This is a genomic window from Bradyrhizobium sp. 956_D2_N1_4, assembly GCF_052076025.1.
Taxonomy (GTDB): domain Bacteria; phylum Pseudomonadota; class Alphaproteobacteria; order Rhizobiales; family Xanthobacteraceae; genus Bradyrhizobium; species Bradyrhizobium barranii.
In genome coordinates this window covers 1,303,556-1,329,651 of sequence record NZ_CP197237.1, presented here as the reverse complement: position 1 = coordinate 1,329,651, position 26,096 = coordinate 1,303,556, and the positions used below count along the sequence as shown (strand labels likewise).

General features: G+C 65.2%; 23 protein-coding genes and 1 riboswitch. Of the genes, 9 read left to right on the top strand and 14 right to left on the bottom strand.

Translation table 11 applies throughout. The features are described 5' to 3' along the window. Nucleotides 1–62 precede the first annotated feature (62 nt). From AB7535_RS06155 to AB7535_RS06140, 4 genes are all read right to left on the bottom strand, one after another. On the bottom strand, nucleotides 63–3,233 hold the full coding sequence (locus AB7535_RS06155) for an efflux RND transporter permease subunit (RefSeq protein ID WP_439037242.1): 3,171 nt from the start codon (nucleotides 3,231–3,233) through the stop codon (nucleotides 63–65). Next, the gene (locus tag AB7535_RS06150) at nucleotides 3,230–4,663 is read right to left on the bottom strand and encodes an efflux RND transporter periplasmic adaptor subunit (protein ID WP_085402718.1); all 1,434 of its coding nucleotides are present in this window, start codon (nucleotides 4,661–4,663) and stop codon (nucleotides 3,230–3,232) included. Before AB7535_RS06150 ends, AB7535_RS06155 begins: the two co-directional genes overlap by 4 nt. 84 nt (nucleotides 4,664–4,747) lie before the next feature. Continuing rightward, nucleotides 4,748–5,140, bottom strand: a complete 393-nt coding sequence (locus AB7535_RS06145) for a FixH family protein (RefSeq protein ID WP_085402717.1) — start codon at nucleotides 5,138–5,140, stop codon at nucleotides 4,748–4,750. A gap of 102 nt (nucleotides 5,141–5,242) precedes the next feature. Then, complete coding sequence (locus tag AB7535_RS06140) at nucleotides 5,243–5,608, bottom strand: hypothetical protein (protein WP_085402716.1); 366 nt, start codon at nucleotides 5,606–5,608, stop codon at nucleotides 5,243–5,245. Nucleotides 5,609–5,839: 231 nt separating this feature from the next. After that, a riboswitch (cobalamin riboswitch) is annotated at nucleotides 5,840–6,047 on the top strand. Nucleotides 6,048–6,247: 200 nt separating this feature from the next. Between AB7535_RS06140 and AB7535_RS06135 the strand changes: the two genes are divergently transcribed. The 3 genes from AB7535_RS06135 to AB7535_RS06125 all read left to right on the top strand — a co-directional run bounded on the left by AB7535_RS06135 (nucleotide 6,248) and on the right by AB7535_RS06125 (nucleotide 10,382). Then, on the top strand, nucleotides 6,248–8,596 hold the full coding sequence (locus AB7535_RS06135; RefSeq protein WP_244623169.1) for a TonB-dependent receptor: 2,349 nt from the start codon (nucleotides 6,248–6,250) through the stop codon (nucleotides 8,594–8,596). A gap of 138 nt (nucleotides 8,597–8,734) precedes the next feature. Then, nucleotides 8,735–9,142: a GFA family protein gene (locus tag AB7535_RS06130; protein WP_085402715.1), complete on the top strand. Its 408-nt coding sequence runs from the start codon at nucleotides 8,735–8,737 to the stop codon at nucleotides 9,140–9,142. A gap of 160 nt (nucleotides 9,143–9,302) precedes the next feature. Beyond that, on the top strand, nucleotides 9,303–10,382 hold the full coding sequence (locus AB7535_RS06125; RefSeq protein WP_085402714.1) for a Cj0069 family protein: 1,080 nt from the start codon (nucleotides 9,303–9,305) through the stop codon (nucleotides 10,380–10,382). A gap of 22 nt (nucleotides 10,383–10,404) precedes the next feature. Here the strand turns inward: AB7535_RS06125 and AB7535_RS06120 are convergent, their stop codons facing one another. Continuing rightward, on the bottom strand, nucleotides 10,405–11,232 hold the full coding sequence (locus tag AB7535_RS06120; protein WP_135214853.1) for an MBL fold metallo-hydrolase: 828 nt from the start codon (nucleotides 11,230–11,232) through the stop codon (nucleotides 10,405–10,407). Between the two features lie 95 nt (nucleotides 11,233–11,327). Between AB7535_RS06120 and AB7535_RS06115 the strand changes: the two genes are divergently transcribed. Further along, nucleotides 11,328–12,191, top strand: a complete 864-nt coding sequence (locus AB7535_RS06115; RefSeq protein WP_085402712.1) for a LysR family transcriptional regulator — start codon at nucleotides 11,328–11,330, stop codon at nucleotides 12,189–12,191. Here AB7535_RS06115 and AB7535_RS06110 read toward each other — a convergent pair. Continuing rightward, nucleotides 12,188–12,949: a hypothetical protein gene (locus AB7535_RS06110; RefSeq protein WP_085402711.1), complete on the bottom strand. Its 762-nt coding sequence runs from the start codon at nucleotides 12,947–12,949 to the stop codon at nucleotides 12,188–12,190. The genes AB7535_RS06115 and AB7535_RS06110 overlap by 4 nt on opposite strands. A gap of 15 nt (nucleotides 12,950–12,964) precedes the next feature. Further along, nucleotides 12,965–13,153, bottom strand: a complete 189-nt coding sequence (locus AB7535_RS06105; protein WP_014496746.1) for a hypothetical protein — start codon at nucleotides 13,151–13,153, stop codon at nucleotides 12,965–12,967. 255 nt (nucleotides 13,154–13,408) lie between these two features. Here AB7535_RS06105 and AB7535_RS06100 point away from each other — a divergent pair, with 255 nt between their 5' ends. Next, nucleotides 13,409–14,383, top strand: a complete 975-nt coding sequence (locus AB7535_RS06100) for a DUF2336 domain-containing protein (RefSeq protein ID WP_085402710.1) — start codon at nucleotides 13,409–13,411, stop codon at nucleotides 14,381–14,383. Here the strand turns inward: AB7535_RS06100 and AB7535_RS06095 are convergent. Genes AB7535_RS06095 through AB7535_RS06085 form a run of 3 tightly spaced genes read right to left on the bottom strand, consistent with a single transcriptional unit; the run spans nucleotide 14,380 to nucleotide 17,362 of the window. Continuing rightward, the gene (locus AB7535_RS06095; RefSeq protein ID WP_063986550.1) at nucleotides 14,380–14,724 is read right to left on the bottom strand and encodes a DUF1491 family protein; all 345 of its coding nucleotides are present in this window, start codon (nucleotides 14,722–14,724) and stop codon (nucleotides 14,380–14,382) included. The two genes, AB7535_RS06100 and AB7535_RS06095, sit on opposite strands and share 4 nt — an antisense overlap. 57 nt (nucleotides 14,725–14,781) lie before the next feature. Then, nucleotides 14,782–15,498 (bottom strand): peptidoglycan-binding domain-containing protein, encoded by a 717-nt coding sequence (locus AB7535_RS06090; protein ID WP_085402709.1) that lies wholly within the window; start codon nucleotides 15,496–15,498, stop codon nucleotides 14,782–14,784. Beyond that, a complete protein-coding gene (locus tag AB7535_RS06085) occupies nucleotides 15,491–17,362 on the bottom strand; it encodes a PAS domain-containing sensor histidine kinase (protein ID WP_085402708.1) in 1,872 nt (623 codons plus the stop codon). Before AB7535_RS06085 ends, AB7535_RS06090 begins: the two co-directional genes overlap by 8 nt. A 409-nt stretch (nucleotides 17,363–17,771) precedes the next feature. On the opposite strand from AB7535_RS06085, the gene AB7535_RS06080 reads away from it, so the two are divergent. After that, nucleotides 17,772–18,197, top strand: a complete 426-nt coding sequence (locus AB7535_RS06080) for a DUF5330 domain-containing protein (protein WP_063984586.1) — start codon at nucleotides 17,772–17,774, stop codon at nucleotides 18,195–18,197. A 68-nt stretch (nucleotides 18,198–18,265) separates the two neighbouring features. Beyond that, nucleotides 18,266–18,694, top strand: coding sequence for a SufE family protein (locus AB7535_RS06075; protein ID WP_028149946.1), 429 nt, complete (start codon nucleotides 18,266–18,268; stop codon nucleotides 18,692–18,694). Between the two features lie 5 nt (nucleotides 18,695–18,699). Here the strand turns inward: AB7535_RS06075 and AB7535_RS06070 are convergent, their stop codons facing one another. Continuing rightward, entirely contained in the window at nucleotides 18,700–19,116 is a 417-nt protein-coding gene (locus AB7535_RS06070) for a MucR family transcriptional regulator (RefSeq protein WP_063984587.1), read from the bottom strand. Between the two features lie 158 nt (nucleotides 19,117–19,274). Beyond that, the gene (locus AB7535_RS06065) at nucleotides 19,275–20,132 is read right to left on the bottom strand and encodes a hypothetical protein (protein ID WP_085402707.1); all 858 of its coding nucleotides are present in this window, start codon (nucleotides 20,130–20,132) and stop codon (nucleotides 19,275–19,277) included. A 312-nt stretch (nucleotides 20,133–20,444) separates the two neighbouring features. On the opposite strand from AB7535_RS06065, the gene AB7535_RS06060 reads away from it, so the two are divergent. Together AB7535_RS06060 and AB7535_RS06055 are read left to right on the top strand one after the other, a co-directional pair. Beyond that, the gene (locus tag AB7535_RS06060) at nucleotides 20,445–22,094 is read left to right on the top strand and encodes a glycosyltransferase family 39 protein (RefSeq protein WP_085402706.1); all 1,650 of its coding nucleotides are present in this window, start codon (nucleotides 20,445–20,447) and stop codon (nucleotides 22,092–22,094) included. A gap of 176 nt (nucleotides 22,095–22,270) precedes the next feature. Next, nucleotides 22,271–23,050 (top strand): class II aldolase/adducin family protein, encoded by a 780-nt coding sequence (locus tag AB7535_RS06055; RefSeq protein ID WP_028153549.1) that lies wholly within the window; start codon nucleotides 22,271–22,273, stop codon nucleotides 23,048–23,050. Between the two features lie 322 nt (nucleotides 23,051–23,372). On the opposite strand, the gene AB7535_RS06050 is transcribed toward AB7535_RS06055, so the two are convergent. Both AB7535_RS06050 and AB7535_RS06045 read right to left on the bottom strand, forming a co-directional pair. Next, nucleotides 23,373–24,767 carry a M20/M25/M40 family metallo-hydrolase gene (locus tag AB7535_RS06050; RefSeq protein ID WP_085402705.1) on the bottom strand — a complete coding sequence of 465 codons (1,395 nt, stop codon included), beginning with the start codon at nucleotides 24,765–24,767 and terminating at the stop codon, nucleotides 23,373–23,375. A gap of 24 nt (nucleotides 24,768–24,791) precedes the next feature. Beyond that, a complete protein-coding gene (locus AB7535_RS06045) occupies nucleotides 24,792–26,075 on the bottom strand; it encodes a glycosyltransferase family 87 protein (RefSeq protein ID WP_193560885.1) in 1,284 nt (427 codons plus the stop codon). Nucleotides 26,076–26,096 lie beyond the last annotated feature (21 nt).

Here is a 26,096-nt window from a genome sequence, read left to right as displayed (position 1 = left end):
CGCCGCGGTTTTTTTCACGCCGGAGCGGCGGTCGCCATGAAAGACGATCTCCGCTGGCCCGCCTATTCGGCGGCTTGCGACGCGCGCACGGTCCATTCGTCGGCAGGAGCCGATCGCTCGCCCGATGGAAGCCCCCGTCCCTTCACCAAGCCGAAAATTGCGGGGATCACGACCAGCGTCAGCAGTGTCGATGACGTCATGCCGCCGATCATCGGCACCGCAATGCGCTGCATGATCTCCGATCCGGCCCCGGTGCTCCACATGATCGGCAGCAGACCGGCCATGATGGCAACCACCGTCATCATCTTGGGCCGCACGCGCTCGACCGCGCCCACCATGATGGCGTCGTGGAGATCCCGGCGCGTCAGTGGCCTCCCTTCGGCGCTGCACCTGGCTTTCACCTCGGCCAGCGCATGGTCAAGGTAGATCAGCATGACGACACCCGTCTCGGCGGCGACGCCTGCGAGCGCGATGAAGCCGACCGCGACGGCGACGGACAGGTTGAAGCCGAGCCACCACATCATCCAGATGCCGCCGACCAGCGCGAACGGCAGTGACAGCATCACGATCAGGGTCTCGGTCATCGCCCGGAAGTTCAGGTACAGCAGCAGGAAGATGATCGTGAGCGTCACGGGCACGACGATCTTCAGACGGGCGGCGGCGCGCTGCAGATATTCGTACTGGCCGCTCCACACGACGTAGGTGCCGGCGGGAAACCGGATGCTCTCCGTCACGGCGCGTTGCGCGTCAGCGACGTAGCTTCCGATGTCGCGATCCCGGATGTCGACGTAAATGTAGGTCGCAAGCTGGCCGTTCTCCGTCCGGATCGACGTCGGCCCGCGCGCGGGCTCGACCTTCGCCACCTCGCCGAGCGGCACGGCGCCGCCCGACGGCATCGGCACCAGGATGTCGCTGGCGATGGCCTTGGGGTTGTCGCGAAGGTCGCGCGGATAGCGCATGTTCACGGTGAACCGCTGCCGTCCCTCCACGGTCGTCGTGACCGTCTGACCGCCGAGCGCGGCCGCGATGGTGTCCTGGACGTCCTGGATCAGGATGCCGTAACGGGCGAGCGCCTCACGGTCGGGAACGATCTCGAGATAATAGCCGCCGATGCCGCGCTCGGCGTAGGCCGACGAGGTGCCGGGTACGGTCTTGATGACGCGTTCGATCTGCTTCGCGAGTTGGTCGATCTCGGCGAGGTCATTGCCCATGACCTTGACGCCGACCGGCGTGCGGATTCCGGTCGAGAGCATGTCGATACGTGCCTTGATCGGCATGGTCCAGGCATTGGAGACACCCGGAAACTGCAACGCCTTGTCCATCTCGGCGATGAGACTGTCGACGGTTACGCCGGAACGCCACTGCTCCTTCGGCTTCAGGTTGACGATCGTCTCAAACATCTCGGTCGGAGCGGGATCGGTCGCAGTAGCGGCTCGTCCCGCCTTGCCGTAGACCGAAGCGACCTCCGGAAACGACTTGATGATGCGGTCCTGCATCTGCATCAGCTCGGCCGCCTTGGTGACCGAAATGCCGGGCAGCGTCGTTGGCATGTAGAGCAGCGTTCCCTCGTTCAGCGCCGGCATGAACTCGGTGCCAAGCTGGCGCGCCGGCCAGATCGTCACCGCAAGCACGACGAGCGAAGCCAGGATGACCAGCGTCTTGGCGCGCAGAACCCCCTTGATCACGGGACGGTAGATCCAGATCGGGACGCGATTGATGACGTTCCTGCTCTCGGGGACGATCCTGCCGCGGACGAAGATCACCATCAGCGCCGGCACCAGGGTGACGGACAGCAACGCCGCGGCGGCCATCGAGAAGGTCTTCGTGAACGCCAGCGGGCTGAACAATCGGCCCTCCTGCGATTCCAGCGTGAAGATCGGCATGAACGACACGGTGATGATCAACAGGCTGAAGAAGAGCGCGGGGCCGACTTCGGATGCCGCGTCGATCAGAACCTGCACGCGCGACTGATCGGGCCTCGCCCGTTCCAGGTGCTTGTGTGCGTTCTCGATCATGACGATGGCGGCGTCCACCATGGCGCCGATCGCAATCGCGATACCGCCGAGGCTCATGATGTTCGACCCCAGCCCGAGCAGCTTCATGGCGCCAAACGCCATCAACACGCCGACCGGCAACATCAGGATCGCGACGAGTGCGCTGCGGACATGCAGAAGGAACACGATGCAGACGAGCCCGACGACGATGCTCTCCTCGAACAGGGTATGCTTGAGGGTATCGATGGCCGCGTAGATCAGGTTCGACCGGTCGTAGACCGGCACGATCTCGACCGATTTCGGCAGGCTGCTCGCGATCTCCCTGAAGCGCTTCTTGACGTTTTCGATGACGTCGAGGGCATTGACGCCGAACCGCTGCAGCACGATGCCGCTCGCAACCTCGCCCTCGCCATTCAATTCGGCGATGCCGCGCCGCTCGTCGGGCCCGAGCTCGACGCTGGCGACGTCCCGCAACAACACCGGCGTGCCGTTGCTCGTCTTCAGCACGATGTTGCCGAGATCGTTGATGCTCTTGATGTAGCCCTTGCCGCGGATGACGTATTCGAACTCGGAGAGCTCGACGGTGCGGCCGCCGACGTCGGCGTTGCTGGCGCGGATCGCCTCACGTATTTTCTGCATGCTGATGCCGCGGTCGCGCATCCGCTGCGGGTCGAGGACCACGTTGTACTGCTTGACGAAGCCGCCGACGCTGGCGACCTCGGCGACGCCTTCGGCCTTGGCCAGCGCGAATTTCAGATTCCAGTCCTGGATCGTGCGCGTGTCCGCCAGGTTCAATTCCTTCGATACCACGGCGTATTGGTAGACCCAGCCGACGCCGGTCGCGTCGGGTCCGATGGTCGGGGTGACGCCGGCGGGAAGCCTGGACGCCGCGCCGTTCAGGAATTCCATGACGCGCGACCTCGCCCAATAGATGTCGGTGCCGTCCTCGAAGATCACGTAGACGAAGGAAACGCCGAAGAACGAGAAGCCGCGTACGACCTTCGATTTCGGCACCGTGAGCATCGCCGTCGTCAGCGGATAGGTGACCTGATCCTCGATCACCTGCGGCGCCTGGCCGGGATACTCGGTGTAGACGATGACCTGCGTATCCGAGAGATCCGGGATCGCATCCAGCGGAAGGTGAACCAGGGCATAGAGGCCGGCGGCGGCCGCGAAGCCGGTCCCGAACAGCACGAGCAGCAGATTGCGCGCCGACCAGGCGATGATGCGGGCGATCATTTGTGATCTCCCGTTGCATTGCCAGGGCCGGCGTCGGTGGCCTGGGATGCCGCCTCGCCAAACCCCTTCAGCGCCGCCTTCAGGTTGCTTTCCGCATCGATCAGGAAGTTGGCGGAGGTCACCACCGCCTCGCCGTCCGCGAGACCATGGCGCACCTCGACATAGCCGCCGCCGCGACGGCCGAGCTTGACTTCCCGCGGTTCGAAACGCCCTTCCCCCTTGTCGACGAGGACGGCCTGCCGGCTGCCGGTGTCGAGCACCGCGCTGTCCTGTATCGCCAGGACGGGCGCGGCATCGGCCGTGTCGATATCGGCATCGACGTACATGTCGGGCAGCAGCACCGCGTCCGGATTGGCAAGCTCGATCCTGATGCGAACGGTTCGCGTGTCGCGGTTCACCTGCGGATAGACGACGGCGATTGTCCCGGTGAAGGTTCGGCCGGGGAAACTGCGCGCGCGCACCGCGACTGACTGCCCCACCGCGATGTTGCCGAGATCGCGCTCGGCCACGTCGACCAGCGCCCAGACCACCGAGGTGTCCGCGATCCGGAACAGGACGTCGCCGGGATTGGCCCGCATGCCTTCGATCGCGTTGCGTTCGAGCACGACCCCGTCGCGCGACGCAGACCAGCGTATGGCCACGGGCGCGGTGTGCGTCTTGTCCATCTCCGCGATGACGGACTCGGGAACGTCGAGATTGACCAGCCGCTGCCGCGAGCCGCGGCCGTACATCTCGACACCGCCGACCGTCCTGGAGGTGATCGTCGCGAGATATTCCGCCGCCGCGGACGCCACCGCCGAACTGTAGATTTCCATCAGCGGCTGGCCGGCCTTCACGCGCGTGCCGGTCGTCACGTCGGCGACCTTCTGCACGAAGCTCTCGGCGCGCATCGCGATCACCGACACGCGGCGTTCATCGAGCTGGATCGTGCCGGGCGCCTTCACCGAGACCCGGATCGGGCGCCGCGCGACGGGCTCGGACTTCACGCCCGCGCGCTGGATCTTGCCGGGCGACAGCTTCACCGTGCCGTCGTCGGTGTCGTCGCCTTCGTAAACGGCGACATAGTCCATCCCCATCGGATCCTTCTTTGGGACGGGCGACGTGTCGGGCAGCCCCATCGGATTGCGGTAGTAGAGGATTTTTCGCGGCGAAGCCGCTTGCGCCTTCGGTAGCGCCGGCGCGACGGCCGCTCCATCGTCGTCGTAGACCGGCACATAGTCCCGCCCGCGGTCGTCCTTCTTCTGACCCGCAGACCAGAGCGGCGCACCGCTTGGATCGCGGTAGTAAAGCGGCGTTCGCTCCGCGCCAGCCGCAGCCGATGATATGTCGGCCTCAGCGAGCCAGCCCGCACCGTTCGAATGCCAGTAGTAGCCGGCCAGGACCAGGCCACCGCCCAGCGCAAGAGCCGTCAGGAGACGCAGCGTTTTCATATGGTGTATCCGCGCGCCCGGGAGCGCGCGTCCGTGTGAAGGAAAAAGGGGAATGTCGGGCGCCGCCGGGCAGCGCCCGAACGCTCACTTGACCGCCGTGACGATCACCTTGCCGGTGACGGTCTCCGGTTCGCCCTGCACCTTCACGGACAGCGTCATCTGGTAGCGTCCAGCCATCGGCAGGTCCGTCTTGAAGGCGTACACACCCGGCTCCCTGGACGGCAGCGGCGCGACCGCCGATTCCATCTCGGCCATCCCGTCCGGGGCCATGTCGAGGCGGCTTTTGAAGATGACTGCGTCCGGTATCGGCTTGCCGGTCTGCTTGTTCGTCAGGCGAACGGCGAGCGTGACGTCTTCGCCCTTCTTCATCTGCGGAGTGACGGGCTCGAAGGCGTAGTCGCCCGCGCCCGCCATCGCGGCGGAAGCGGCAAGCGAAAGGGTGGCGGCGAGAGCCGCGGTGCTGATTTTGGAAAGCATTGTCCTGTCCTCATGAATTGATCTTTCGCCGTGGCGCGTGAAGCGCGCACGTCAGTCGTCGTCGCGAGCAGGCACGCCGCTCGCGTCTCGGGCTTTGCGAGATCAGATTCGAGGAGGTCGGAAAGGAGGACTGCCGCCGCGGAAGGAAACGACCTGATCCGGGGGAATAGCCATCGTGCTGGCCATGACGGCGAGACGTTCGAACGCCACGGGCCTGACATCACCGAGCGCGATGATCCCACCGACGCAGCAGAAGCCCATCCCGCACTTGTAGCCGCCGCTATGGGAGCCCGTTCCCTTCATGTCGGGACAACAATCGTCCATCGACATGTCGGCGTCGCCGCTCATGTGCATGGCCGTCTGCATGCCATCCGACGACATTGCGAGGTTCGCCGCGGACGCGCCAACCGGCAGCATCGCCAAGGATATGGCGATGGCGACTGCCAGGATGGTACGGACGAACTGCATCAATATCGACTTACCTTGTCGGGCCGGAACTCGGCCTCAGTAGCATACTCGGACACCAAAGGCAGTTATTGATCGTGGTCAAGCGTTCGTTACCCAGGCTCGTCCGGAGGCCGGGTTGGACGTTTCGACGCGGTCCTTCGGACTATCGTGCAAAACAGCAACACAAGGCCACCATCGACCGACCGGCCCGTCCAGCAGCCCGCGCGGATGTTGACGCGCTCATCCCCTGATGCCAGTTTCGTGATCGGTAGTGTCCGCAAGGACTCTTCAAGGGAATGCGGTGCGTCCACCTCAGTGGGCAATTCCGCGGCTGCCCCCGCAACTGTAGGCGGATAGCCGACGACCAAACGAACCACTGGAGCCCCGCTTGGGCCTCTGGGAAGGTGGTCGAAGGCGATGACCCGCGAGCCAGGAAACCTGCTACCAGCCATGGTCACGCGCGAACGCATTGGGCGGGGTGCCCTGATGTCGGACAAGTAGCCGGTGCATCCGCCGCCTGGGGCGAAGGTGGATGACTAAGGCAACCGCGGTGACGGTTTGTTTGCGTCGCCGCAGAGCGTTGTCGTGCAAAATCTTCATTTCCGTGCTGGCGCAAGGCCAGCGTTATCGCGTGCTTTCCTGATTACTCTGCTCTCGTCGGTGTCCTTGTCGTCCGCGGCGCTCGCGCAAAGCGCGGCGCAGGACAACCGCTCCCGGGAGGTCGGCCCGGTGATCGTGTCGCCGCCTGCGCCGCGACAGGCTCCTGCCGTCAGCCCCGGCACTCAGAAGCAGCGCGCGGCCCGGCGCGCCGCGGGACGCAATCGTGGCGCCCCTGCTGTCGCCGTTCCGGCCGCGCAAGCTCCGAGCGGGCCGGTACAGACGCCGCTCAATACGGCAGCCGTCACCGACGTCGGCTCCCGGCTCGGCATCACGGCGCGCGAGATGCCGGCGACCGTCGAGGTCATCGGTCAACAGACGATGCAGAACCTGGGCATCCGGACCACGACCGACGTCGCCAAGGCTGCAGTCGGCGTCACCGGCGGCGATGCGCCCGGCGCGCCCGCCATCTTCTCGATGCGTGGCTTTTCCGGCGACCAGATCTCCACGCTCTACAACGGAATCCCGATCGGGCCGTCGACCATGACCGGCCGTCCCATGGACGTGGCTGGTCTCCAGCAGGTCGAGATCATCAAGGGACCGGACTCGCTGGTGGCGGGCCTCGGTGCGACCGGCGGCGCCATCAACTACGTGAACAAGGCGCCGCACACCGGACCAATCGTCAACGACGCCTTCACTTCCTACGATTCCTTCAACGGCTATCGCGCCGGTTACGGATCGGGCGGCAGCACGCTGATCAACGGCCTCGACTACCGCTTCGACATCAGCCATTTCAACAACAAGGGCTTTATCGACGACACCTATTCGAAGCTCAGCAACGTCTCGGGCCAGCTGAACTATCGCGTCAACGAGAACCTGAGGATCTGGGGCGCGACCGAATACAGGCAGGACAACGACCGCTTCTACTGGGGGACGCCGCTGGTGCCGGCGAACGCGCCGGGCATCGTGCCGACGTATGGCGTCGTCTCCGGCCTCTGGAGCAACTATTACCTCGGCGGCGGCACGCCGGTCCCGGTCACCATCGACGCGCGCACGCTGACCACGAACTACAACGTGCTCGACAATCACAGCGGCGCCAACGAGCTCTGGCTGCGCAGCGGCTTTCAATGGGACATCACCAACAACATCTCGCTGAAGAGCCTGGTCTATGGCTATGACGCCCACCGGCACTGGTTCAACAACGAGATCTCGTCGTTTGACCAGACCGTAGGCAATTTCGCAGGCGCGCAGAGCATCTACCGCGAGCGCCTGGCGCTCGATCACGCGCAGCGGCTCTACGGCAACATCACCGACCTCACCGTCAATTCCAATCTCGGCGGAATGGACAATCGCTTCGTCGCCACCGTGGCGGCGAGCAGCAACCAGTTCAACGTCTCGCAGGACACGCTGTTCTTCAATGACTACGTCGACCTCCTCAATCCGGACCGCGGCCTCTACGGCCCGCGCAGCGACGAGAAGATCTACACCCATCTCGACACCGCCTCGCTGTCGTTCGAGGACCGGCTCAAGCTGACCTCGACCTTTGCGCTGATCGGCGGCATCCGTTTTGAGAATATCGAGCTGTCGCGGACCCGCTTCGACGAGAATGGCCTCCTGAAAGCCAACTATCCTTTCTCGAAGACGTTCAATCCGGTCACCGGACGCATCGGCTACACCTGGGACATCGCGCCCGGCGTGATGCTTTACAGCCAGTACGCGACGGCAGCCGACCCGACGGTGGCGAACATCTTCATCCTCAGGCCCACGACGCCGCTGCTGCTCACGACGTCGCGGACCTACGAGACCGGCGTGAAGCTGCTGTCGGCCGACAGGCGCGCGGAGGCCACGTTCTCGGCCTTCGACATCGAGCGCAAGAACGTCTACGTCCCCGAAAGCGGCATCCTCTTCAACGTCGCCGGCAAGATGGCCTCCAAGGGCGTCGAGATCGCCGCCGCGGTCAATCCGGTCGCGGGCCTGAAACTATGGGGCAACGTCGCCTTCGTGCAGTCGCGCTTCATCGACTTCACCTATGTCGACGGCAATGGCGACTTCCAGTCCTATTCGGGCAAGACGCCGCCCAACGTTCCCAACTTCATCGCCAACGCCGGCGCCTCCTATCGCTTCGACACGAAGCTGCCGGTCGAGATCGGCGGCCTCGTCCGTCACGTCGGCGACCGCTTCAACTTCCAGGACAATCTGGTCACGATGGACGCCTACACGATCTTCGACGCATACGCGTTCGTCGATATTCCAAAAGCCTATTTCCCGGGCGTCGACCAGACCCGGATCAGCTTTCGCGTGAGGAACCTGACCAACAAGCTCTACGCGGCCTGGGGCGATCCGGGTTACACCGACCAGATCATCCTGGGCGCGCCGCGCAGCTACGAGATCGCGGCTTCGTTCAAGTGGTAGTCGCGGATCACCTCGCCCGCGCCGTGGCAGGAGTTGTCACGCGACAGTAGGACGCAATCGCAAATCGATTGCGCCGTTGAAGCCGCAGGTCTCGAGAGCTATCGATCAACGAGACCTGTCTTCCATCGGGAGGAACGCATGAGCACCATCACCGGCGGTTGTCACTGCGGCGCGATCCGCTATCAGGTCGAGGGCGAAGCGATCGTGCACGCGCTGTGTCACTGCCGCGATTGCAGGCTTCACGCGGGCGCTCCCGTCGTCGGCTGGACGATGTACGCGGACGATGCCGTCAAGGTGACCAAGGGCGAGCCCAAGGTGTATCACTCCTCGGAAAATGCCCGGCGGCACTTTTGCGGCGACTGCGGAACCGGCCTGTTTTATGTCAATGCCGACATGTTGCCCGGGGTCATCGACGTCCAGAGCGCGACCTACGACGATCCCGATGCCGTACCGGCGACGATGCACATCCAGGTCGCAGAGCGCCTTCGATGGATGGAGCGCGCGCACGAACTGCCGACATTCGACCGCTATCCTCCGCCACCGTAGCGGCGCGCGCGAAGCGTTCGCCGTCTAGATGGAACCGCACAAGCACCATCTTGCAACGACCGGACGATTTCACGTACATTCATCGGCGTGGGGACGAAGCAGACTCCCCGTGAGACCTCGGTCCAAGCTCTGCGCAGCACGCCATTCGTGGAGCTTGCGCATGGATACCGAACGCCACCCTCCTCTCCGCCATACCGTTGCCATCCTCTCCCGCGGCGATGCAGCCGCGCGCCGGGACGCGACGGCGCAAAACAGCCGCTTCGTTCGCGTTTTCGAAGCACTCGCCGCGGTCGGCATCGAAGCCCGGCCGGTGATCTACGACGAGATTTTCGCCGACGCCGCGCGCGATCAACTGCTCGCCGTCGATGGCGTGCTCGTCTGGGTCGATCCGATCCATCAAGGCAAGACGCGCGAGGCCCTCGACCCGCTGCTTCGCGACGTTGCGGCGCAAGGGCCGTGGGTAAGCGCCCATCCCGACGTGATCCTGAAGATGGGCGTCAAGGACGTGCTCTACCGAACGCGTCACCTCGGCTGGGGAGCCGACACGCACCGCTATGACACCGCCGCAAGCTTCCGCGCCGAATTTCCTTCGCGCCTTCAGGCGAATGGTCCGCGCGTGCTCAAGCAAAATCGCGGCAATGGTGGCCAGGGGGTGTGGAAGGTGGAGGCCCTGCCCAACGTGGACGCCATGGTTCGCGTGCTGCATGCCCAACGCGGCAGTCTACCCGAGGACATTCCGCTCGATGCCTTGCTCGCCCGCTGCGAACCGTATTTCGGATGGGGCGGCTGCATCATCGACCAGGCGTTCCAACCCCGCCTACCCGACGGCATGATCCGCTGCTACATGAGCGGCGCCAAGGTCGCGGGCTTCGGGCATCAATTGATCAAGGCCCTGATCCCGCCGCCGCCGGAAGGCCCCGACGCACCCGAGGCTCAGCCGGGCCCACGGATCATGCACGGACCCGCTGCTTCGCAATTCCAGGCGCTCCGAAGAGCGATGGAGGACGAATGGACGCCGCAGCTGATGGGCACGCTCGGCATCGACGAGCCGTCGCTGCCGGTGATCTGGGACGCCGACTTCCTGTACGGGCCCCGCGACGCCGCCGGCACCGACACCTACGTCCTGTGCGAAATCAACGCGAGCTCATGCTTCGCGATTCCCGACGACGCGCCGGCGGCAATCGCCCGAACGGTGAAGCACCGCCTGCTCCGGACTCAAGCAGTGCGTTCGGGCGTATAACCGGCGGCCTGGCTTCGACACCCTAATGCGCAGCGCAGCGGCAGCTTTCATAGGCGACGGGATCGTGGCTATTGACGATGCTCACGCGGTCGCCGTGGTTGAGCTTCAGCGCGCGCAGCCGCGCCTGGTTGGCGATCCGCATCTTGCGATCCATGTCGCCGCGGCGCTGGAAATAACCCAGCATCAACGGCACGCGCGGCGATGGGTCGAGCTGGGCGTGGTGGAAATAGCTGTCGCCGGCATGCAACAGCCATTTGTCACCTGATCGCACCGCGATGCCGCAATGGCCGAGCGTGTGGCCGGCGAGCGGGATCATCAGGATGTCGGCTTCCTTGTCGCCGAGCGCGCGCACGCCCTTGAAGCCGAACCAGTCCTGGCCGGCCTCGCCATAGAAGGTCCAGCCCGGCCCATGGCTCCACTGCCCCGTGACATAGCGCCCTTCGGGCGGCGCGGGCTTGCGTAGCACCGCCATGTCGTATTCGGCGCGGTGGACGTGGATCGCGGCATGGGGAAAGTCCGGCACGCCGCCGGCGTGGTCGCGGTCGAGATGCGTCAGGAGCACGTGGCGCACATCGCCGGGTGAGTAGCCGAGCGCCTTCACCTGCTCGACCGCCGTCTCCGCCGGGTCCAGCCTCGGCGCGGTCTGGCGCAGCCATCGGCCACCCAGCCGATTGGGCGTTGCGATATCGCCGAGACCGATGCCGGTGTCGACCAGAGCGAGTCCGTCCCTCGTCTCGACCAGCAGGCAATGGCAGACCAGGCGGGCGCGCTGGAACAGGCCGCCGGTGCCGTTCACAAGGCGGCGGCCCATGGGGCACATCGTGCCGGTGTTGAGGTGGTGGATCTTCATGGCGCTTCCCTGCCTGTTGTGAGCAGGGCGCTGCTTGCCACCGGGCAATCCATAAGTAAAATATTGAATATTGATACTATCTCTAGGCATAACCTATGGACATCCGCGAGCTTCGCTACTTCGCCGCCGTGTATCGCGAGCGCAAACTGACCGCGGCGGCACGCGCTTGCTTCGTGTCGCAGCCGTCGATCTCGACCGCGATCACCCATCTGGAGGCCGAACTCGGCACCACGCTGTTCATCCGGCACAAGAAGGGCGTCGCGCCGACCGCCTCGGCCGAGCAGTTTCATGCGCTGGCCCGCCGCATCATCGACGAGGCGGACGCCGCACGCAGCCTCTTCAGGAAGCCGAATACGAAGACCACCGTCACGCTGGGACTGATGCGCACGCTCGACATACCCCGAACGATCGCGCTGCTGAAGCCGCTGACGGCGCGCACCGACATCGCGCTCCGCCTCGTCGGCAGCGACGAAGGCGCCGATGCGCGGATCATCTCAAAGAGCATGCTCCGCGCCGACGAGCATTTCGTCGCGCTGTGGAGCGAGCGCTATGTCGCCGCACTTCCGCCCTCGCATCCGCTGACGCTGAAGGAGAAGCTGCGGGCTGCCGATCTCGCCGGCGTCCCCCTGATCGACCGCTGCCATTGCGAGCAAAGCGAATTCTTCGGCCGGAGTTCACAACGAAGGCAGACCGCGGCGATCGCGCAATCGGAGGATTGGGCGATGGCGCTGGTCGCGGCCGGCGTCGGCATTGCGATCGTCCCGGAAGGCGTGGCGCGCGGCAATCCCGATGTCGCGGTGCGCGAGATCGAGGTCAGGGTCAAACGCGAGGTCGGGCTTGCCTACCGCGCCTCAGAGCCGCTGGCGGATGCGCTGAAGGATTTTGTCGGGAAACTTCAGAAGCAGCGGCGCAAGCCGGATCCGACCGGCCCACGGCGCAACAAACGCAGGAAGTCCTAGCCCTTCGAGATGACTGCGCGGCCATAGGGCGGCTGGGCCGCAACCGGCGGATTGGCGGTCTGGGCTGCGAGTTCGCCGATCAGGCGGTCGGCATCGGCGGCCATGCCGTCGGGCGCCTGGATCACCAGACGCTCCAGCGCCCAGCGATAGGACGAGACGCGCTGCTCGAGGCACAGCTGCACCCACTGGATGATCAGCGAGTTCTCCCGCATGCGCGCGACCGCATCCTCCCTCTCCCTTGGCGAGAGCTCGGAGACGCGCGCCATGGTCGCATCGCGCTTCCTGTCGAGATCGATGACGCGGATCGCGGAGCCGAAGAACGGCTCGAAACGGGTGATGTCGTTGCGCACGTCCTCGATCAGCTGCGCATAGCGCGAGGAATGCGAGCGATGCGGCTCGTCGATCAGCGTGCGCCCATACATAGTGCGGTCGAACACGACCTTCTGCTGCCAGGGCGACGGCAGCGCCTTGTAGTCGCCGAATACGCTCTTCCAGGCGGGCCGCGACAGCGGCGGCTCGATCATGGGATAGGCAAGATCGCGAAGCTGGCGCTCCGCGTCGGTGAGCTGGAATTGTGACGACTTCAGGCCAACGCTGCCGGTGGCCTCGGCCCCGAGCCAGCGATGCATGTCGTCGCTGCGCATGTCAGCGCGGGTGCGGCCGAAATCGCCGCCGCTGCACGCGCCGAGCGTCGCACCGACGAGTGCGAGCAGGACGGCCGTTACGACAGGCCGAATCTGGCGGATGGCATCCGGCATTGCAAAAGCCGGACGCTAGCGGCGACGACGACGGCGCCCCGGTGCTGTGCCCTGCTCCGGCCCGCGATCGCCGCTGGTTTCTTCCGTCTGGCGCTCGATGCGGATCACGGGGAGGATCAGAATCGTTCCCGTTTCCGTACGCGGCGTGGCATCCCCCGACGAGCCTGCCCGGCGACCGGCCGGAAATTCGATAATGGTCCCCATATCAGCTCTCTATCAATTGCCGCGCGACCGAGCGCGCTGGTGCAACGTGCGTTCATTAAGATCAGTTCATGGTTAACGGGGTGTAAACGCGCCTGCCGGACCGTAACTTCACGGGCGGCCTCCCGCGTCCCGTTGCGGGACGACAACACCTGAAATGATGGGGTCGACTTCACGCCTCGTTTTCCTTAACGAGCCTTTAAAGGAACCTGCGTTAGGCTCGCGGACGAGTATCTCTTCCAGGTCGCGTATCTCTCCATGACCAAGTCGCTGTTTCCCGGATTCGACGGGCTGATGAGCCTCTCCCGTCGCGAAGGCGTTGATGTTCGCCCGACGCTGCTGCGCGTGCTGACGGACCTCTATGTCCAGGCGCCCACCCACAGCGACGACGAGCAGCGCCAGTTCATCGAGCTTGCGACGCGGCTGATCGACCAGGTCGACGATGCGACGCGCGCGGCCGTCAAGGCGAAGCTTGCGATCTATCCGCAGACGCCCGTCCCGGTCCTGCAGAAACTCGGGCTGGTCGCGACCCAGGAAGGCCGCAGGGTTCCGCTCGCGCGCGAAATTCGCAGCTCGCAGCAGGCGGCTTCGCCTGCTCGCACGCCGACCGACGCCGAGTTGCGCATGGCCGCCAACATGGCGATGCAGCCGAAGGAAGCGGCCGAGATCCACGAGATGTTCTTCCGCGCCGATGCGACCCAGCGCGCGCTGGTCCTGCACAATCTGGGGCAGACCCCGCTGAGGGCCGCGCCGCGGATTCCGACCGTGCGTGCCAAGCGCGCGATCCAGATCCTGGAGATGGCGGCAATCGCCAACGATGTCGAGAATTTCACCTACGAGCTCGGCGACAGCCTGATCCTGCCCTCGCGCGTCGCAGCGCAGATCGTCGACGATGCCGGCGGCGAAGCGCTCGCGGTCGCCGCGCGCGCGCTCGACATGCCGAGCCCGAACTTCCAGCGCATCCTCCTGTTCTTCAAGCCGGAGATCGGCACGTCGGTCGATGCGGTGTACCGGTTGTCACGGCTCTACGACCGGCTCAGCGACCGCTCCGCGCTGGTGATGCTGGCGGCCTGGCGCGGCTCGACGCTCGCAGTCACGCGCGCAAAATACCAGTCGTCGCTGCATGAGAGCGAACGCCAGCGCGCGCGTGCGGGCGCCAATCAGACCCGGCCGGGCGTGCAGCCGGGCTCCGCGCCCGCGGTGCGGACGGGCACCGACGGATCGGACCGCTAGGTCTTCGCCAATTCGAGGAAGTGACGACCTTTGCGGTCCTCGGTCTCGACGATCCAGGCGTCCGGATCGAAGCGGATTTCCTTGGTGAGGCGCTCCTCGACCGCTGGCTCAGGCATCGGCTGCGCGGCAAGTGGCACGAAGAAGCGATCGACCGGCCGGCCGTCGTCATAGACGGTCTGCGGCGCCGGTACGTACAGCATCGCGTTGCCGTCGAGCAGCGACACCTTCACGAATACCGCGCCCGCCTCCTCGGCACCGCGACGACGCACCGCCCCGAACACGCCTTCGGTCTGGCACCGGCGCAGGTAGGCGGAAACCCAAATGTTTGATTTCAAACGCATGAAGAGCACGATAGGCCAGTGCTGCAATCAGCACCAGCCTTCGCACAACAATGACGCTTATTCGACGGGGTGGCCGATCGCGGCTCCGAGCTCGCGCAGCAGGCGGTCGGAGACCTGACCCGTCACCTGCATCTTGTGCTCGCGCTCGAATTTCTGGATCGCGGACTGCGTCTCTGCGCCCATCGTGCCCGTGATCTTCAAATTGCCATAGCCGTATTCGGACAGCGCGCGCTGCACGCCGGCGATACGCCGCGCGGCCGGACTCTGCGCGACGGGAATCGGCGCCGGCGGACGCGCGATGGCGACGGATTGCGGCGGCGCCGACGTCGTTTGCTTGACCAGATTGGTCATCGGATCGCCCGCGCGCGGCGTCGATGCCGTCGCCTCGACCGGCTTCTCGGGGGCCTTCTCGGCGGCGCGCTCGACAGGCTTGGGCTCGGCGCGGAATTCCGTCGCTCTCGGCTCCAGCGGCGAGGTATCCGCGCCGACGGGGCGCGGACGCGGCAAGGGGTTCGACAGCGGCACGGACGACGGCGCGGGAAGATTGATCACGGTGCCGAACATCGGCGCCGGATGCCGGCCGGTCTGAAGGAACAGCGCATTCGCAACGATCGCGCTGACTGCGGCGACGCCGACGAGACCGGCCAGCGTGTCCTTGGGACTGTGCAGCAGGATGCGCATCGCAAGATTGCGCTCGGTCTCGACATCGATGACCGCGGCCTTGGCGCCACGGCGGCGCGGAGCGGCTTCGTCCTTGGCAGACTTCTTAGGCACTTTTCTTCACCAGAGCGGGTTGGTCGTGAGATTGGTCCTGAAGCTCCTGGCGCGGCACCGGTGTCAGCGTCGCGATCTTGCTCTCGGCCGCCATTCTATCGGACGTCTTGGCCTGCGGCGGCGTGTAGACGAGCGGCAATCTGACGGTGACGGAGGTGCCCTCGCCGAGCCTGCTTTGTACAGTCAATTCGCCGAGATGCAACGCCACCAGACTCTTGACGATCGAAAGCCCGAGACCCGTGCCTTCGTGACGGCGCTGATAAGTCTTTCCGGCCTGGAAGAACGGCGCGCCGATGCGCTTGAGATCATCCGCCGCAATGCCGACACCGGTGTCGCTGATGCGCAGCGCGAGCTGCGATCCGGACACCGCGGCCGATACGGTGACCTGACCACCGCGCTCGGTGAACTTGATGGCGTTGGCGACGAGATTGAGCACGATCTGCTTGAAGGCGCGCGGATCGCCGGTCATGACAGGCAGGTCCTGCGGCGCATCGGTGATGAGGTCGATGCCGTTCTCCCGCGCCTTCAGCGCCAGCAGATTGCAGCAATGCATCAGAGATGCGCGCGGCGCGAACGGTTCCGACGCAATCTCGAAATTGCCCGATTCCATCTTCGACATGTCGAGGATGCCGTTGACGACCGACAGCAGATGCTGGCCGGAATCGTTGATGAGCTGGGCATATTCCTTGCGCTGGGCCGCACCCAGCATCAGGGTCTGCTCCTGCGCGATCATCTCGGAGAAACCGATGATGGCGTTGAGCGGCGTGCGCAGCTCGTGGCTCATGGTGGCGAGGAAGCGCGTCTTGGCGGCATCGGCCGTTTCCGCGGCGCTGCGTGCCTGATCGAGCGCCTGCTCCGCGAGCTTGCGATCGGTAACGTCGCGCATCACGCCGACGACTTCCGCCTCGCGCGTGGCGTCACCGTCAATATCCTGGCGGCCGATATCCTGGTCGAGCGGCCGGCAGCGCATCTCGACCCAGATGAAATCGACCTGGCCACGCTCCGATCCGGCCGGCTCCCGCCGCAGTCGGAACTCGACGCTGCGCACGTCGCCGCGCGCGGCATCGGAGAGCGCGGTGAGATAGGCCGGACGATCGGCGACATGGACGCGGTCGAACAGGCCGTGGCCGAGCAGCTGCGCGACAGGCATGCCGAGCATGGCTTCCACCGCCGGCGAGATGAACTGCACCGCGCCGTTGCGCCGATGCCGCGAGATCACGTCGCTCATGTTGCGCGCCAGCAGGCGATAGCGCTCTTCCTCGCGCAACAGCAGCGCAACGCTGGTGCGCGCGAGCGATTCCGCGCCGAAGGCGAGGCCCGCGGCATAGAGCGTCGCCGAGGCGACGCCGAACGCCATCAGCACGCCGCGTTGTGCGGAGCTGGCGTCTCCGGCCGGCAGCCAGCCGAGCTGGCCGGCAAGGATCAGGACGCCGGCGCAGGACAGCGCAAGCAGGGAGGCGAAGGCCGCGACGCGGCGCGAGGCCGACAACGCGGCTTCCAGGGGAACCACGACCAGCCAGATCGCGGCGAATGATTCGATGCCGCCGGTGGTGCCGGCAACCGCCATGATCAGGCCGGCGAGCGCCAGCGACGACAGCACATGGGCGCCTTCATAGCGGCCGGTGCGCGACAGGAACCATGACAGGAGAATGGGGGCGATCAGCCACGCGAAGGCGGCGACCTCGATCGCGCTCGGCGCACCGCGCGTGGCGAGATAGACCGGGAATGCGGCAAACGCGGCCAGGCTGCCGAGCAGCCGCGGCGCCATGAAGGCACGATGGCGCGCTCGCGTCAGCGCGTCGTAACGCGCGGAGGGATGCAGCAGTGCATCGAGACAATCGCGGATGATACTCAAAACTGTCACGGGTCTCGCGCTTCGGCCCACTCGTCGAGAAGACGTGCCGGAACGCCTCCTTATCGTTGAGCCACCGTGTCAGAGCGACCTTAAACGAGTGCTAAGGCAATGCGGCCCGCCGCCGGACACTGTGTCATCGCGGAGATTTTTAAGCGATTTGACCACGTCATCATCGGGGATGGTGAACGCAGGGTTTCACCAGTCCCCGCATGGTTTCGAATTGGTGGACAAGCGGCGCCGGCGGAATCACGGGGCTCCGGCGTCAATCGAAAATTTACGACGTGGCGGTTCGGGAAGATTCTTGCGCAGATTTTCCGCGAATTAAGCGGAAGGCAATCACTTGCGATTTATCGAGAGTTGCTAGGTCCGGCGCCTCGCGGGCATCGCCGCGGCGGGATCTAACATACAGGTCGATAAGATGCGCTTTCTGCTCCGCATCACATTCTGGCTCGGGCTGGTGCTGGTGCTCCTGCCGCGGGACAAGACGCCCGAATCGGAGAAGCTGCCGCAGATCGGCGCCGCCGATGCGGTGCAGGCTGCGACCGCGGCCGTCTCCGACGTGACCCAGTTCTGCAAGCGCCAGCCGGCGGCCTGCGAGGTCGGCGGCCAGGCCGCGACCATCATCGGCCAGCGCGCCCAGGACGGCGCGAAGAAGATCTACCAGATCATCAACGACAAGAAAGAGCAGCTCGAGAAGACCGACAAGAAGGCGCCCGATCATACCGGCTCGATCGCGCTGGCCGGCGAAGGCGATGCCGCCTCGGGCGAGGCGCCGCGCGACACCCTGAGCCAGGACGACCTCGCGCTGGAATGGCGCGGCCCTGCGGCGGCGCCGGCGAATTAGCGCCCAAACCCTATCGATTTCGCCTCCTCGCATCCTTATATTGGCCTGAACGGAAACATTGGGCCAGCATGACGACGATCGACGAAATCAGGGACAATTTCGAGCTTCTGGACGAGTGGGACGACCGCTACCGGTACGTCATCGAGCTCGGCCGCACCCTGGAACCGATGCCCGAATCCGAGCATTCGGCCGAGAACAAGGTGAATGGCTGCGTCAGCCAGGTCTGGCTCCAGAAGCTGGTCGATCGCGATGGCGGCGCCCCGATCCTGAAATATCGCGGCGACAGTGACGCCCACATCGTGCGCGGGCTGGTCGCGATCGTGCTCTCGCTTTACTCCGGCCGCACGCCGCAGCAGATCCTTGCGACCGACGCGATCGCGGTGTTCAACGAGTTCGGCTTTCGCGATCATCTGACGCCGCAGCGTTCCAACGGCCTGCGCTCGATGGTCGAGCGCATCAAGACCGACGCGAAAGAGGCGCTCGCGGAAGCCACCTGAAGCGGTTACTTCCGCTTCCGCTGCTGCTGTCCCAGTCCCATCTGCTTTGCCAGTTGCGAGCGCGCCACCGCGTAGTTCGGCGCGACCATGGGATAGTCGGCCGGCAGGCCCCATTTCTCGCGATATTGCTCCGGCGTCATGTTGTACTGGGTGCGCAGATGGCGCTTCAGCGACTTGAAGCGCTTGCCGTCTTCCAGACAGACCAGATAGTCCGGCGCGATCGACTTCTTCAGCGACACCGCCGGTTTGGCCGGCTCGAGCGGCGCGGTCTCGGTGCGGCCTGACGAGACGCGCACCAAGGCGCCATGCACCTGGCTGATCAGGTTCGGGATATCGGCCGCCGGCGTCGGATTGTTGCCGACATAGGCGGACACGATGCTCGCCGTTAGCTCGATGAAATTCTTAGCCCCGTTATCCGACATGGGCCCGACCTCTCCCTGACCTTGCGTCTCGCCGGATTGACGACGCCGAAGTATTTCGTGTCAACAATACATTCGGCCGAAATAAGACGACTGACGAATATGAGCTGATTACTGACGAAGTGACAAGAACGATGGCGCTCTACTTGGACGCAGCGGCCTCAGGACCGCTGGTCGAGATGGGCGCGCAGTTCGTCGATCGAGGCGAAGCGCATCATGCCTTCCGGCATCTGCGCTTCGATCGAGCCATCGGAATAGAGCGAATAGGCCATGCCGTCGACGATACCCGATTTGAGCACGGTCACGGGCGCCTGCTCGACCGGCGTCGGTTCGGGCGGAGGCGGCGGGCCGGGCTCGGTAAAGATCGACGGCGAGCGCGGCGGCGGGCGACGCCCGGCGGCCGGCGGTTCCGGTGGCCGCATACGGTCCGGCCTCGGCCAGGCATCGTCGAAGCTCGCCGGCTGACTCTCCGGGCCGGCCGGTTCCGTGGGCTCGTCATGAGGCTGCGGCGGCAAGCTCTCTGTCGCCTTCGCCTCCGCGCGCTCGCGCTCCTTGCGGGAGGACGATGCGAACAACAGGTTGCGGCGGCGCGGCGCTTCCGGAGCCGCAGGCGGTGTCGGAGCTTCCGGCTCCGGCGGCGGTTCGGCGCGCGGACGCTCGCGCGCGGCGGCCTCGCTCTGCCACGGCGGCAGACCCGCGGCCGGTGGTGGCTCGGTTTTCGTCGCCGATGCCGGGAACGGCTCGGACACTGGCACGCCAGGCACCGCGAGGCCTGGCAGCACGGGCCTGACCCGAACCTCGCCCGGCGCGGCCGATCCGGCCAACCGGCGGGCGATGCCCTTCAGTTCCACGACCACGACGTAGAGGCCGGCCAGTAACATTCCGGAGCAGACGCCAATGGTGCCGGAGATTATGAGGGTGCTGCCGAGGCTGGCCTCCCTAACGGTGAAGCCGAACAGGATCGTAAGGAGGCCCGCCAGGACGGCGAAAATCCCCACAATCAACAATGCCAAGCTCATCGAACTCACCCCTGGTCGCGCAGCCGTGCGCGACACCCGTTGCGCCACGATACCGTCATACGGTGTTCCACGCCAACGGCGAATTAGAGCCTGCGTTCCTAAAGGGAAGGATATCAGGGACTTATTCACATTCCCTTCAGCTACGGCCCGCTACTTCTAACTTGCTCTCAACTGTCTGGATTTGCTGCGTCGCATCAGGATTTTAGCCATAATGCCCAATTACTTGGTAATGGAACTGCGCTATAGGGATTCCGGGGAAGTGGCCCGCGGGCACCAGCAGGGCCAAGAGGGGATTCCGGGTCACCAATAGCCATGACATCCATCACGACTTCGGCGATCGACACGCCTCTGCGGCGCTCGGTTGAACGGACTTGCGACGATCTCGCCATGCTGGTGCTGGCTGCGGTCGCCGTCATTGCAGGCTTGACCTTCCGCGACTACGGGCTCGGCTGGGACGATTACACCCACGCTGAATATGCCGACCTGCTGCTGCGCATGTTCGGTTCCGGCTTCAGGGACACCGCGGCGCTCTCCTTCGCGAATCTCTACATGTATGGCGGCGGCTTCGACATGGTCGCGGCTCTCCTGCACAAGGTCATTCCGCTCGAGCTGTTCGAGACGCGACGCCTGCTCGGCGCCACGGTCGGCGTGATCGGGCTTGCGGTGACGTGGCGGCTCGGCCGCCGCATCGGCGGGCCCCTTGCCGGTCTTGCCGCACTCCTGCTGCTCGCGCTCTGCCCGATCTTCTATGGCCACATGTTCATGAACCCGAAGGATGCGCCCTTCGCGGTGGCCATGATCATCCTGATGCTGGGCCTCGTCCGCCTCGCCGAGGAATATCCGCAGCCGTCGCCGCGCACGATCCTGATTGTCGGCCTGGGTGCCGGCCTCTCGCTCGGCTGCCGCGTCCTCGGCGGCCTCGCGCTGGTCTACGCCATGATCGGCTTCATGCCGCTGTTCCTGGAGGAGCTGCGCACCGAAGGCGCCCGCGAAGCAGCCCGCCGCTTCGCCCATGTCGTCTACGTGCTGCTGCCCGGCCTCGTGTTCGGCTATCTCGTGATGGGCCTGATCTGGCCGTGGTCGATCATGGAGCCCGGCAATCCCTTCGAGGCCCTGACCTATTTCTCGCATTTCTTCGAGAAGCCCTGGAAGGAGATGTTCGACGGCGCGATTGTGTCCGTGCCCGACATGCCCTGGTCCTATCTGCCGACGCTGTTCGCGCTGCAGCTTCCCGAGGTCATGCTGGTGCTGATGGGCGGCGCCGTGGTCAGCACCTTCGCGATGCTGCCGCGCCGCGAGGTTCCGGCGCGCCGCAAGACCATCCTCCTGATGCTGACGCTGGCGGCGACCCTGCCGCTCGCGATCGCGATGGTGAAGCGGCCGGCGCTGTACAACGGCATCCGCCACTTCGTCTTCGTGATCCCGCCGATGGCGGTGCTCGGCGGCGTCGCCTTTGCCTGGGCCATGGAGCGCCTGCGCACCAACCACCGCACCTGGCAGCCCGTCGTGCTCGCGACCTTCTGCTTCGGCCTCGCGCTCTCGCTGGCCGAGATGATCCGGCTGCATCCCTATCAGTACACGCACTTCAACCACATCGCCGGCACCGTGCGCGGCGCCGACGACCGCTTCATGCTGGACTATTGGGGCCTTGCGCTGAAGCAGGCCTCGGACGAATTGCGCGAGCAGATCGTCGAGCGGCAGGAAGTGGCGCCGGGCAACCGCAAATGGAAGGTCGCGGTGTGCGGTCCGCAGCGCCCGGCCCAGGTCGCGCTCGGGCCCGACTTCACCATCGGCTGGGATTCCAACGCGGCCGATTTCGCGATGACGCTCGGCGAGTTCTACTGCAAGGGCCTCACTGCGCCCGTGATGGTCGAGATCAAGCGCGACGACGTGGTGTTCGCCCGCGTCTACGACATCCGCGGCCGCAGCATTTCCAGCCTGCTGTCGATCCCGGCGCCGTAAAATTCTTCTCCCTTGTAGCCCGGATGGAGCGAAGCGAAATCCGGGGACAGCGGCCCCCGCATTACGTTGCGCTCCATGCGGGCTACGCGTGGCTGCTGCGATTTGACCGCCTTGCCGCCAGCCTCACCCGCGACTACGCTCCCTCCCCGCAACAACGATGTTCGGAGAGATAAGCCATGTCGCCAGCGGAAGCGCGCCTGAAGGAAGTGCCGTCGAACATGACGGAGGCGGAGTGGCAGCAACGGGTCAATCTCGCCGCCTGCTACCGCCTCGTCTCGCTGTATGGCTGGGACGATCTGGTCGACACCCACATTTCGGCGCGCGTGCCCGGCCCCGACCATCACTTCCTCATCAACCCCTACGGGCTGATGTTCGACGAGATCACGGCATCGAGCCTCGTCAAGGTCGACCTGCACGGCAACCAGCTCTCCGAGAGCGAGTACAGCATCAACCCGGCCGGCTTCACCATCCATTCGGCGATCCACGAGGTGCGCGAGGACGCAATCTGCGTGCTGCATCTCCACACGCTCGACGGCACCGCGGTGTCGAGCAGCGCGGAAGGGCTGCTGCCGCTCAACCAGACCGCCCAGCTCGTCACCCACGACCTCGCCTATCACGACTATGAGGGCATCGCACTCGACCACGACGAGCGGCCGCGGCTGCAGAAGGACCTCGGCGACCACAACCACATGCTGCTGCGTAACCACGGCACGCTGACGGTCGGCCGCTCGGTCGCCTCCGCGTTCGAGCGCATGTACCACCTCGAGCGCGCCTGCTCGATGCAGGTGCGCACGCGCGCGCTGGGCACGCCGGTCTATCCGGTCGAGGAGATTGCGATCGAGAAGAACACCGAGCTGCTCGCCAACCGCGACCGCGCCGAGCTGCGCGCCACCAACCTGGTCTGGCCGCCGCTGCTGCGCAAGCTCGACCGCGAGCTGCCGGGCTACCGGTCTTGAGATTTTCTGGATTTCGTGTAGGGTAGGTCTCAACACCCTCTACACGTTTCGGAATGAAACGCCGCCCAATTCCGGGCGGCGTTTTTATTTGGCCCCGCCGTCATTGCGAGGACGAAGCGACGAAGCAATCCAGACTGTGCCCGTGGAGGGATTCTGGGTTGCTTCGCTACGCTCGCAATGACGAGGAGAGAGTCTTCGTAGGGTCGGCAAAGCGACTTGTCCGCCGTAGCTCGAAGAGCGAAGGCGGAAGCGTGCCCACCTCTTCCATCGCGATCGCGGAGAGATGGTGGGCACCGCCTTTGCCCACCCTACGGCACCGCGCCTATTTCACGTCCGCGAGCGCCGCGAGGATCCGCGCCCAGGAGCGGATACCCTTCTGGAAACTGCGGAGGTCGTATTTCTCGTTCGGCGAATGGATGTTGTCGTCGTCCAATCCGAAGCCGACCAGCAGCGAGTCGAGCCCAAGCGTCCGCTTGAAATCGGCGACGATCGGGATCGAGGCGCCCGAGCCCATCAGCACGGTCTCCTTGCCCCACTCCTCGGTCAGCGCCTTGCTGGCGGCCGCGAGCGGTTTCATGTTCCAGTCGAGCGCCACCGCGGGCGCGGCGGAGTGATCGCCGAACTCGACCTTGCAGTCGCCGGGGATACGCGCCGTCACGTAGTCGCGAAAAGCCTTGCGGATCTTCTGGGGGTCCTGCCCTTCGACCAGGCGGAACGAGACCTTGGCCGAGGCATGCGACGGGATCACCGTCTTGGAGCCTTCGCCGATATAGCCGCCCCAGATGCCGTTGACGTCGCAGGTCGGACGCGAGGAGGCCTGCTCGATCAGCAGCCGGCCCTTCTCGCCGGCGGGGATCGACAGACCGATCGGCTTGAGGAACATCTCCGGCGTGAGGTTGAGCTTCTTCCACTGCTCCAGGATATCAGGCGGCAGATCCTTCACGCCGTCATAGAAGCCGGGGATGGTGATGCGGTTGTCGTCGTCGAACAGGCCGCCCAGGATTTTCGTCAGCACCCGGATCGGGTTCATCGCGCTGCCGCCGAACACGCCGGAATGCAGATCGCGATTGGCGGCGGTGATCTTCAGCTCTTCATAGAGCAGGCCGCGCAGCGACGTCGTGATCGCGGGCGTGTTGCGGTCCCACATGCCGGTGTCGCAGACCAGCACGTAGTCCGCTTTGAATTCGTCCTTGTTGGCCTCGATGAAAGGGACAAAGTTCTTCGAGCCGACCTCCTCCTCGCCTTCGATCAGGAAGGTGATGTCGATCGGCAGCGAGCCCGTCACTTTCTTCCAGGCGCGACAGGCCTCGACGAAGGTCATGACCTGGCCCTTGTCGTCCTCGGCGCCGCGCGCGACGATGATCTTGCGGCCGTCGGCATGGTCGGTGACGACAGGCTCGAACGGCGGACGGTGCCAGAGATCGAGCGGATCGACCGGCTGCACGTCGTAATGGCCGTAGAAAATCACATGCGGCCGTCCGCCCGCCCCGGTCTTGCCGACGATGGCGGGATGGCCGGCGGTCGGGCGGACTTCAGTGGCGACACCGAGGCTCGCGATGTCCTTGGCGAGATGCTCGGCCGCAGCCTTGCAGTCGGCGGCAAAGGCCGGATCCGCAGAGATCGACTTGATCCGCAACAGCGAGAACAGACGCTCCAGGCTGTTGTCGAAATCCTTGTCAATGTGATCGAGCACCGATTGAAGCTGCGCATTGGCCATGGTCGTATTCCTGACTTGTGAGTCTCAAGAGGTACCGGGTTTTAGCGCCGCCGCCGCCTCGGAGCCAGCCGCAACCGGCGGATGCCGGATGTGCCATGCGAGGCTACCTGCAAGAATGGCGGTCGCGACAAGGTTATTGCCCCAGGCCTGGATGACATTGGGAAACCACGGCAGCGACAGCAGCATGAGGATGCCGGCAGCGCCCAGCGCGAGCCAGGTTCCCAGCCGCACGCTCGGTCGCGCGTCGAAAGCGGCGCGATGCATCAGCACCGTCATCGGGAAGAACAGCCACATGAAGTAGTATTGCCGCGCCAGCGGCGATGCCACCGTCATCAGGCAGAACAGGATGCCGAGCTCCTCCGCATCCGAGCGCGCCGTTCGCCGCGCTTGCGACGGCATCACCGCGAGGAAGCCGAGCCCGAGCAACGCCGACAACGCCAGCACGATCAAGTTCGCCGTCTTGTAGTCGACGTCGATGACATTCATCGTGCGCGGTGACTTGCTGGGATCTTCCTGATTGTAGTTGATCGGCCGGACCAGACGGTGCGTGACGGCAATGAGGGACTGGTTGACCCACGACCAGTTCTGCTCGTCGCGCTGGCCAAAGCCCTTTTCCGAGCTCGTGCCGACCATGCCCTGGTACCAGGTCTTGAGCTCGGCCGCGTTGCGCTCGAAGCCGCGGATCGGTGCCGGCACGACATAAAGAAGGATGCCGGTGAAAGCGACCGTCGCGACGGTGGCCGCCCACTTCCTGCGCCAGATCAGATAGGGCAGCACCGCGATCGGAAACACCTTGATGGCGGTAGCGAGCGCGAACAGGAAGCCCGCGAGCCAGGACCGCTGACGCTGCAACAACCAGAAGCCCCACAGCATCATCGCCAGCAGGACGAGGTTCGGCTGGCCGAGGTCGAACATGTCGAACACGAAGGTCACGGTGACGATGGCCGGCAGCGCTTCGAGCCACGGGCCGGGCCTGCGGCCCGATCCCGTCATGGCATTGGAGAAGTTGCCCGTGTACCACCATGCCACCACGTTCAGGATCGACAGCACGACATAGAGCGGGATCTTGCCGAACCAGCTCGGGATCGCCAGCAGGATCGCCGGCAGCGGTGGATAAATGAATTCGAAATACTCGCCGATCTCGTCGGGATAGAGCGATCCACCGTGCAGCACCTGCTGCCCGGCCCAGTACCACAGCCCATAATCCTTGGTCTTGCCGTGGCCGAAGATCTCGGGAACGAGCACGTCGGCGGTCAGGAGGACGCAGCAGAACAGGAAGAGCAGATCGAGCGGCGCGCGCAGCGACAAGGCTCTGTGCGGGCCGAGTTT

Coding starts and splice junctions, on each gene's coding strand:
- AB7535_RS06155 (WP_439037242.1), bottom strand. CDS start 3,233: ATGATCGCCCGCATCATCGCCTGGTCGGCGCGCAATCTGCTGCTCGTG.
- AB7535_RS06150 (WP_085402718.1), bottom strand. CDS start 4,663: ATGAAAACGCTGCGTCTCCTGACGGCTCTTGCGCTGGGCGGTGGCCTG.
- AB7535_RS06145 (WP_085402717.1), bottom strand. CDS start 5,140: ATGCTTTCCAAAATCAGCACCGCGGCTCTCGCCGCCACCCTTTCGCTT.
- AB7535_RS06140 (WP_085402716.1), bottom strand. CDS start 5,608: ATGCAGTTCGTCCGTACCATCCTGGCAGTCGCCATCGCCATATCCTTG.
- AB7535_RS06130 (WP_085402715.1), top strand. CDS start 8,735: ATGAGCACCATCACCGGCGGTTGTCACTGCGGCGCGATCCGCTATCAG.
- AB7535_RS06125 (WP_085402714.1), top strand. CDS start 9,303: ATGGATACCGAACGCCACCCTCCTCTCCGCCATACCGTTGCCATCCTC.
- AB7535_RS06120 (WP_135214853.1), bottom strand. CDS start 11,232: ATGAAGATCCACCACCTCAACACCGGCACGATGTGCCCCATGGGCCGC.
- AB7535_RS06115 (WP_085402712.1), top strand. CDS start 11,328: ATGGACATCCGCGAGCTTCGCTACTTCGCCGCCGTGTATCGCGAGCGC.
- AB7535_RS06110 (WP_085402711.1), bottom strand. CDS start 12,949: ATGCCGGATGCCATCCGCCAGATTCGGCCTGTCGTAACGGCCGTCCTG.
- AB7535_RS06105 (WP_014496746.1), bottom strand. CDS start 13,153: ATGGGGACCATTATCGAATTTCCGGCCGGTCGCCGGGCAGGCTCGTCG.
- AB7535_RS06100 (WP_085402710.1), top strand. CDS start 13,409: ATGACCAAGTCGCTGTTTCCCGGATTCGACGGGCTGATGAGCCTCTCC.
- AB7535_RS06095 (WP_063986550.1), bottom strand. CDS start 14,724: ATGCGTTTGAAATCAAACATTTGGGTTTCCGCCTACCTGCGCCGGTGC.
- AB7535_RS06080 (WP_063984586.1), top strand. CDS start 17,772: ATGCGCTTTCTGCTCCGCATCACATTCTGGCTCGGGCTGGTGCTGGTG.
- AB7535_RS06075 (WP_028149946.1), top strand. CDS start 18,266: ATGACGACGATCGACGAAATCAGGGACAATTTCGAGCTTCTGGACGAG.
- AB7535_RS06070 (WP_063984587.1), bottom strand. CDS start 19,116: ATGTCGGATAACGGGGCTAAGAATTTCATCGAGCTAACGGCGAGCATC.
- AB7535_RS06065 (WP_085402707.1), bottom strand. CDS start 20,132: ATGAGCTTGGCATTGTTGATTGTGGGGATTTTCGCCGTCCTGGCGGGC.
- AB7535_RS06060 (WP_085402706.1), top strand. CDS start 20,445: ATGACATCCATCACGACTTCGGCGATCGACACGCCTCTGCGGCGCTCG.
- AB7535_RS06055 (WP_028153549.1), top strand. CDS start 22,271: ATGTCGCCAGCGGAAGCGCGCCTGAAGGAAGTGCCGTCGAACATGACG.
- AB7535_RS06050 (WP_085402705.1), bottom strand. CDS start 24,767: ATGGCCAATGCGCAGCTTCAATCGGTGCTCGATCACATTGACAAGGAT.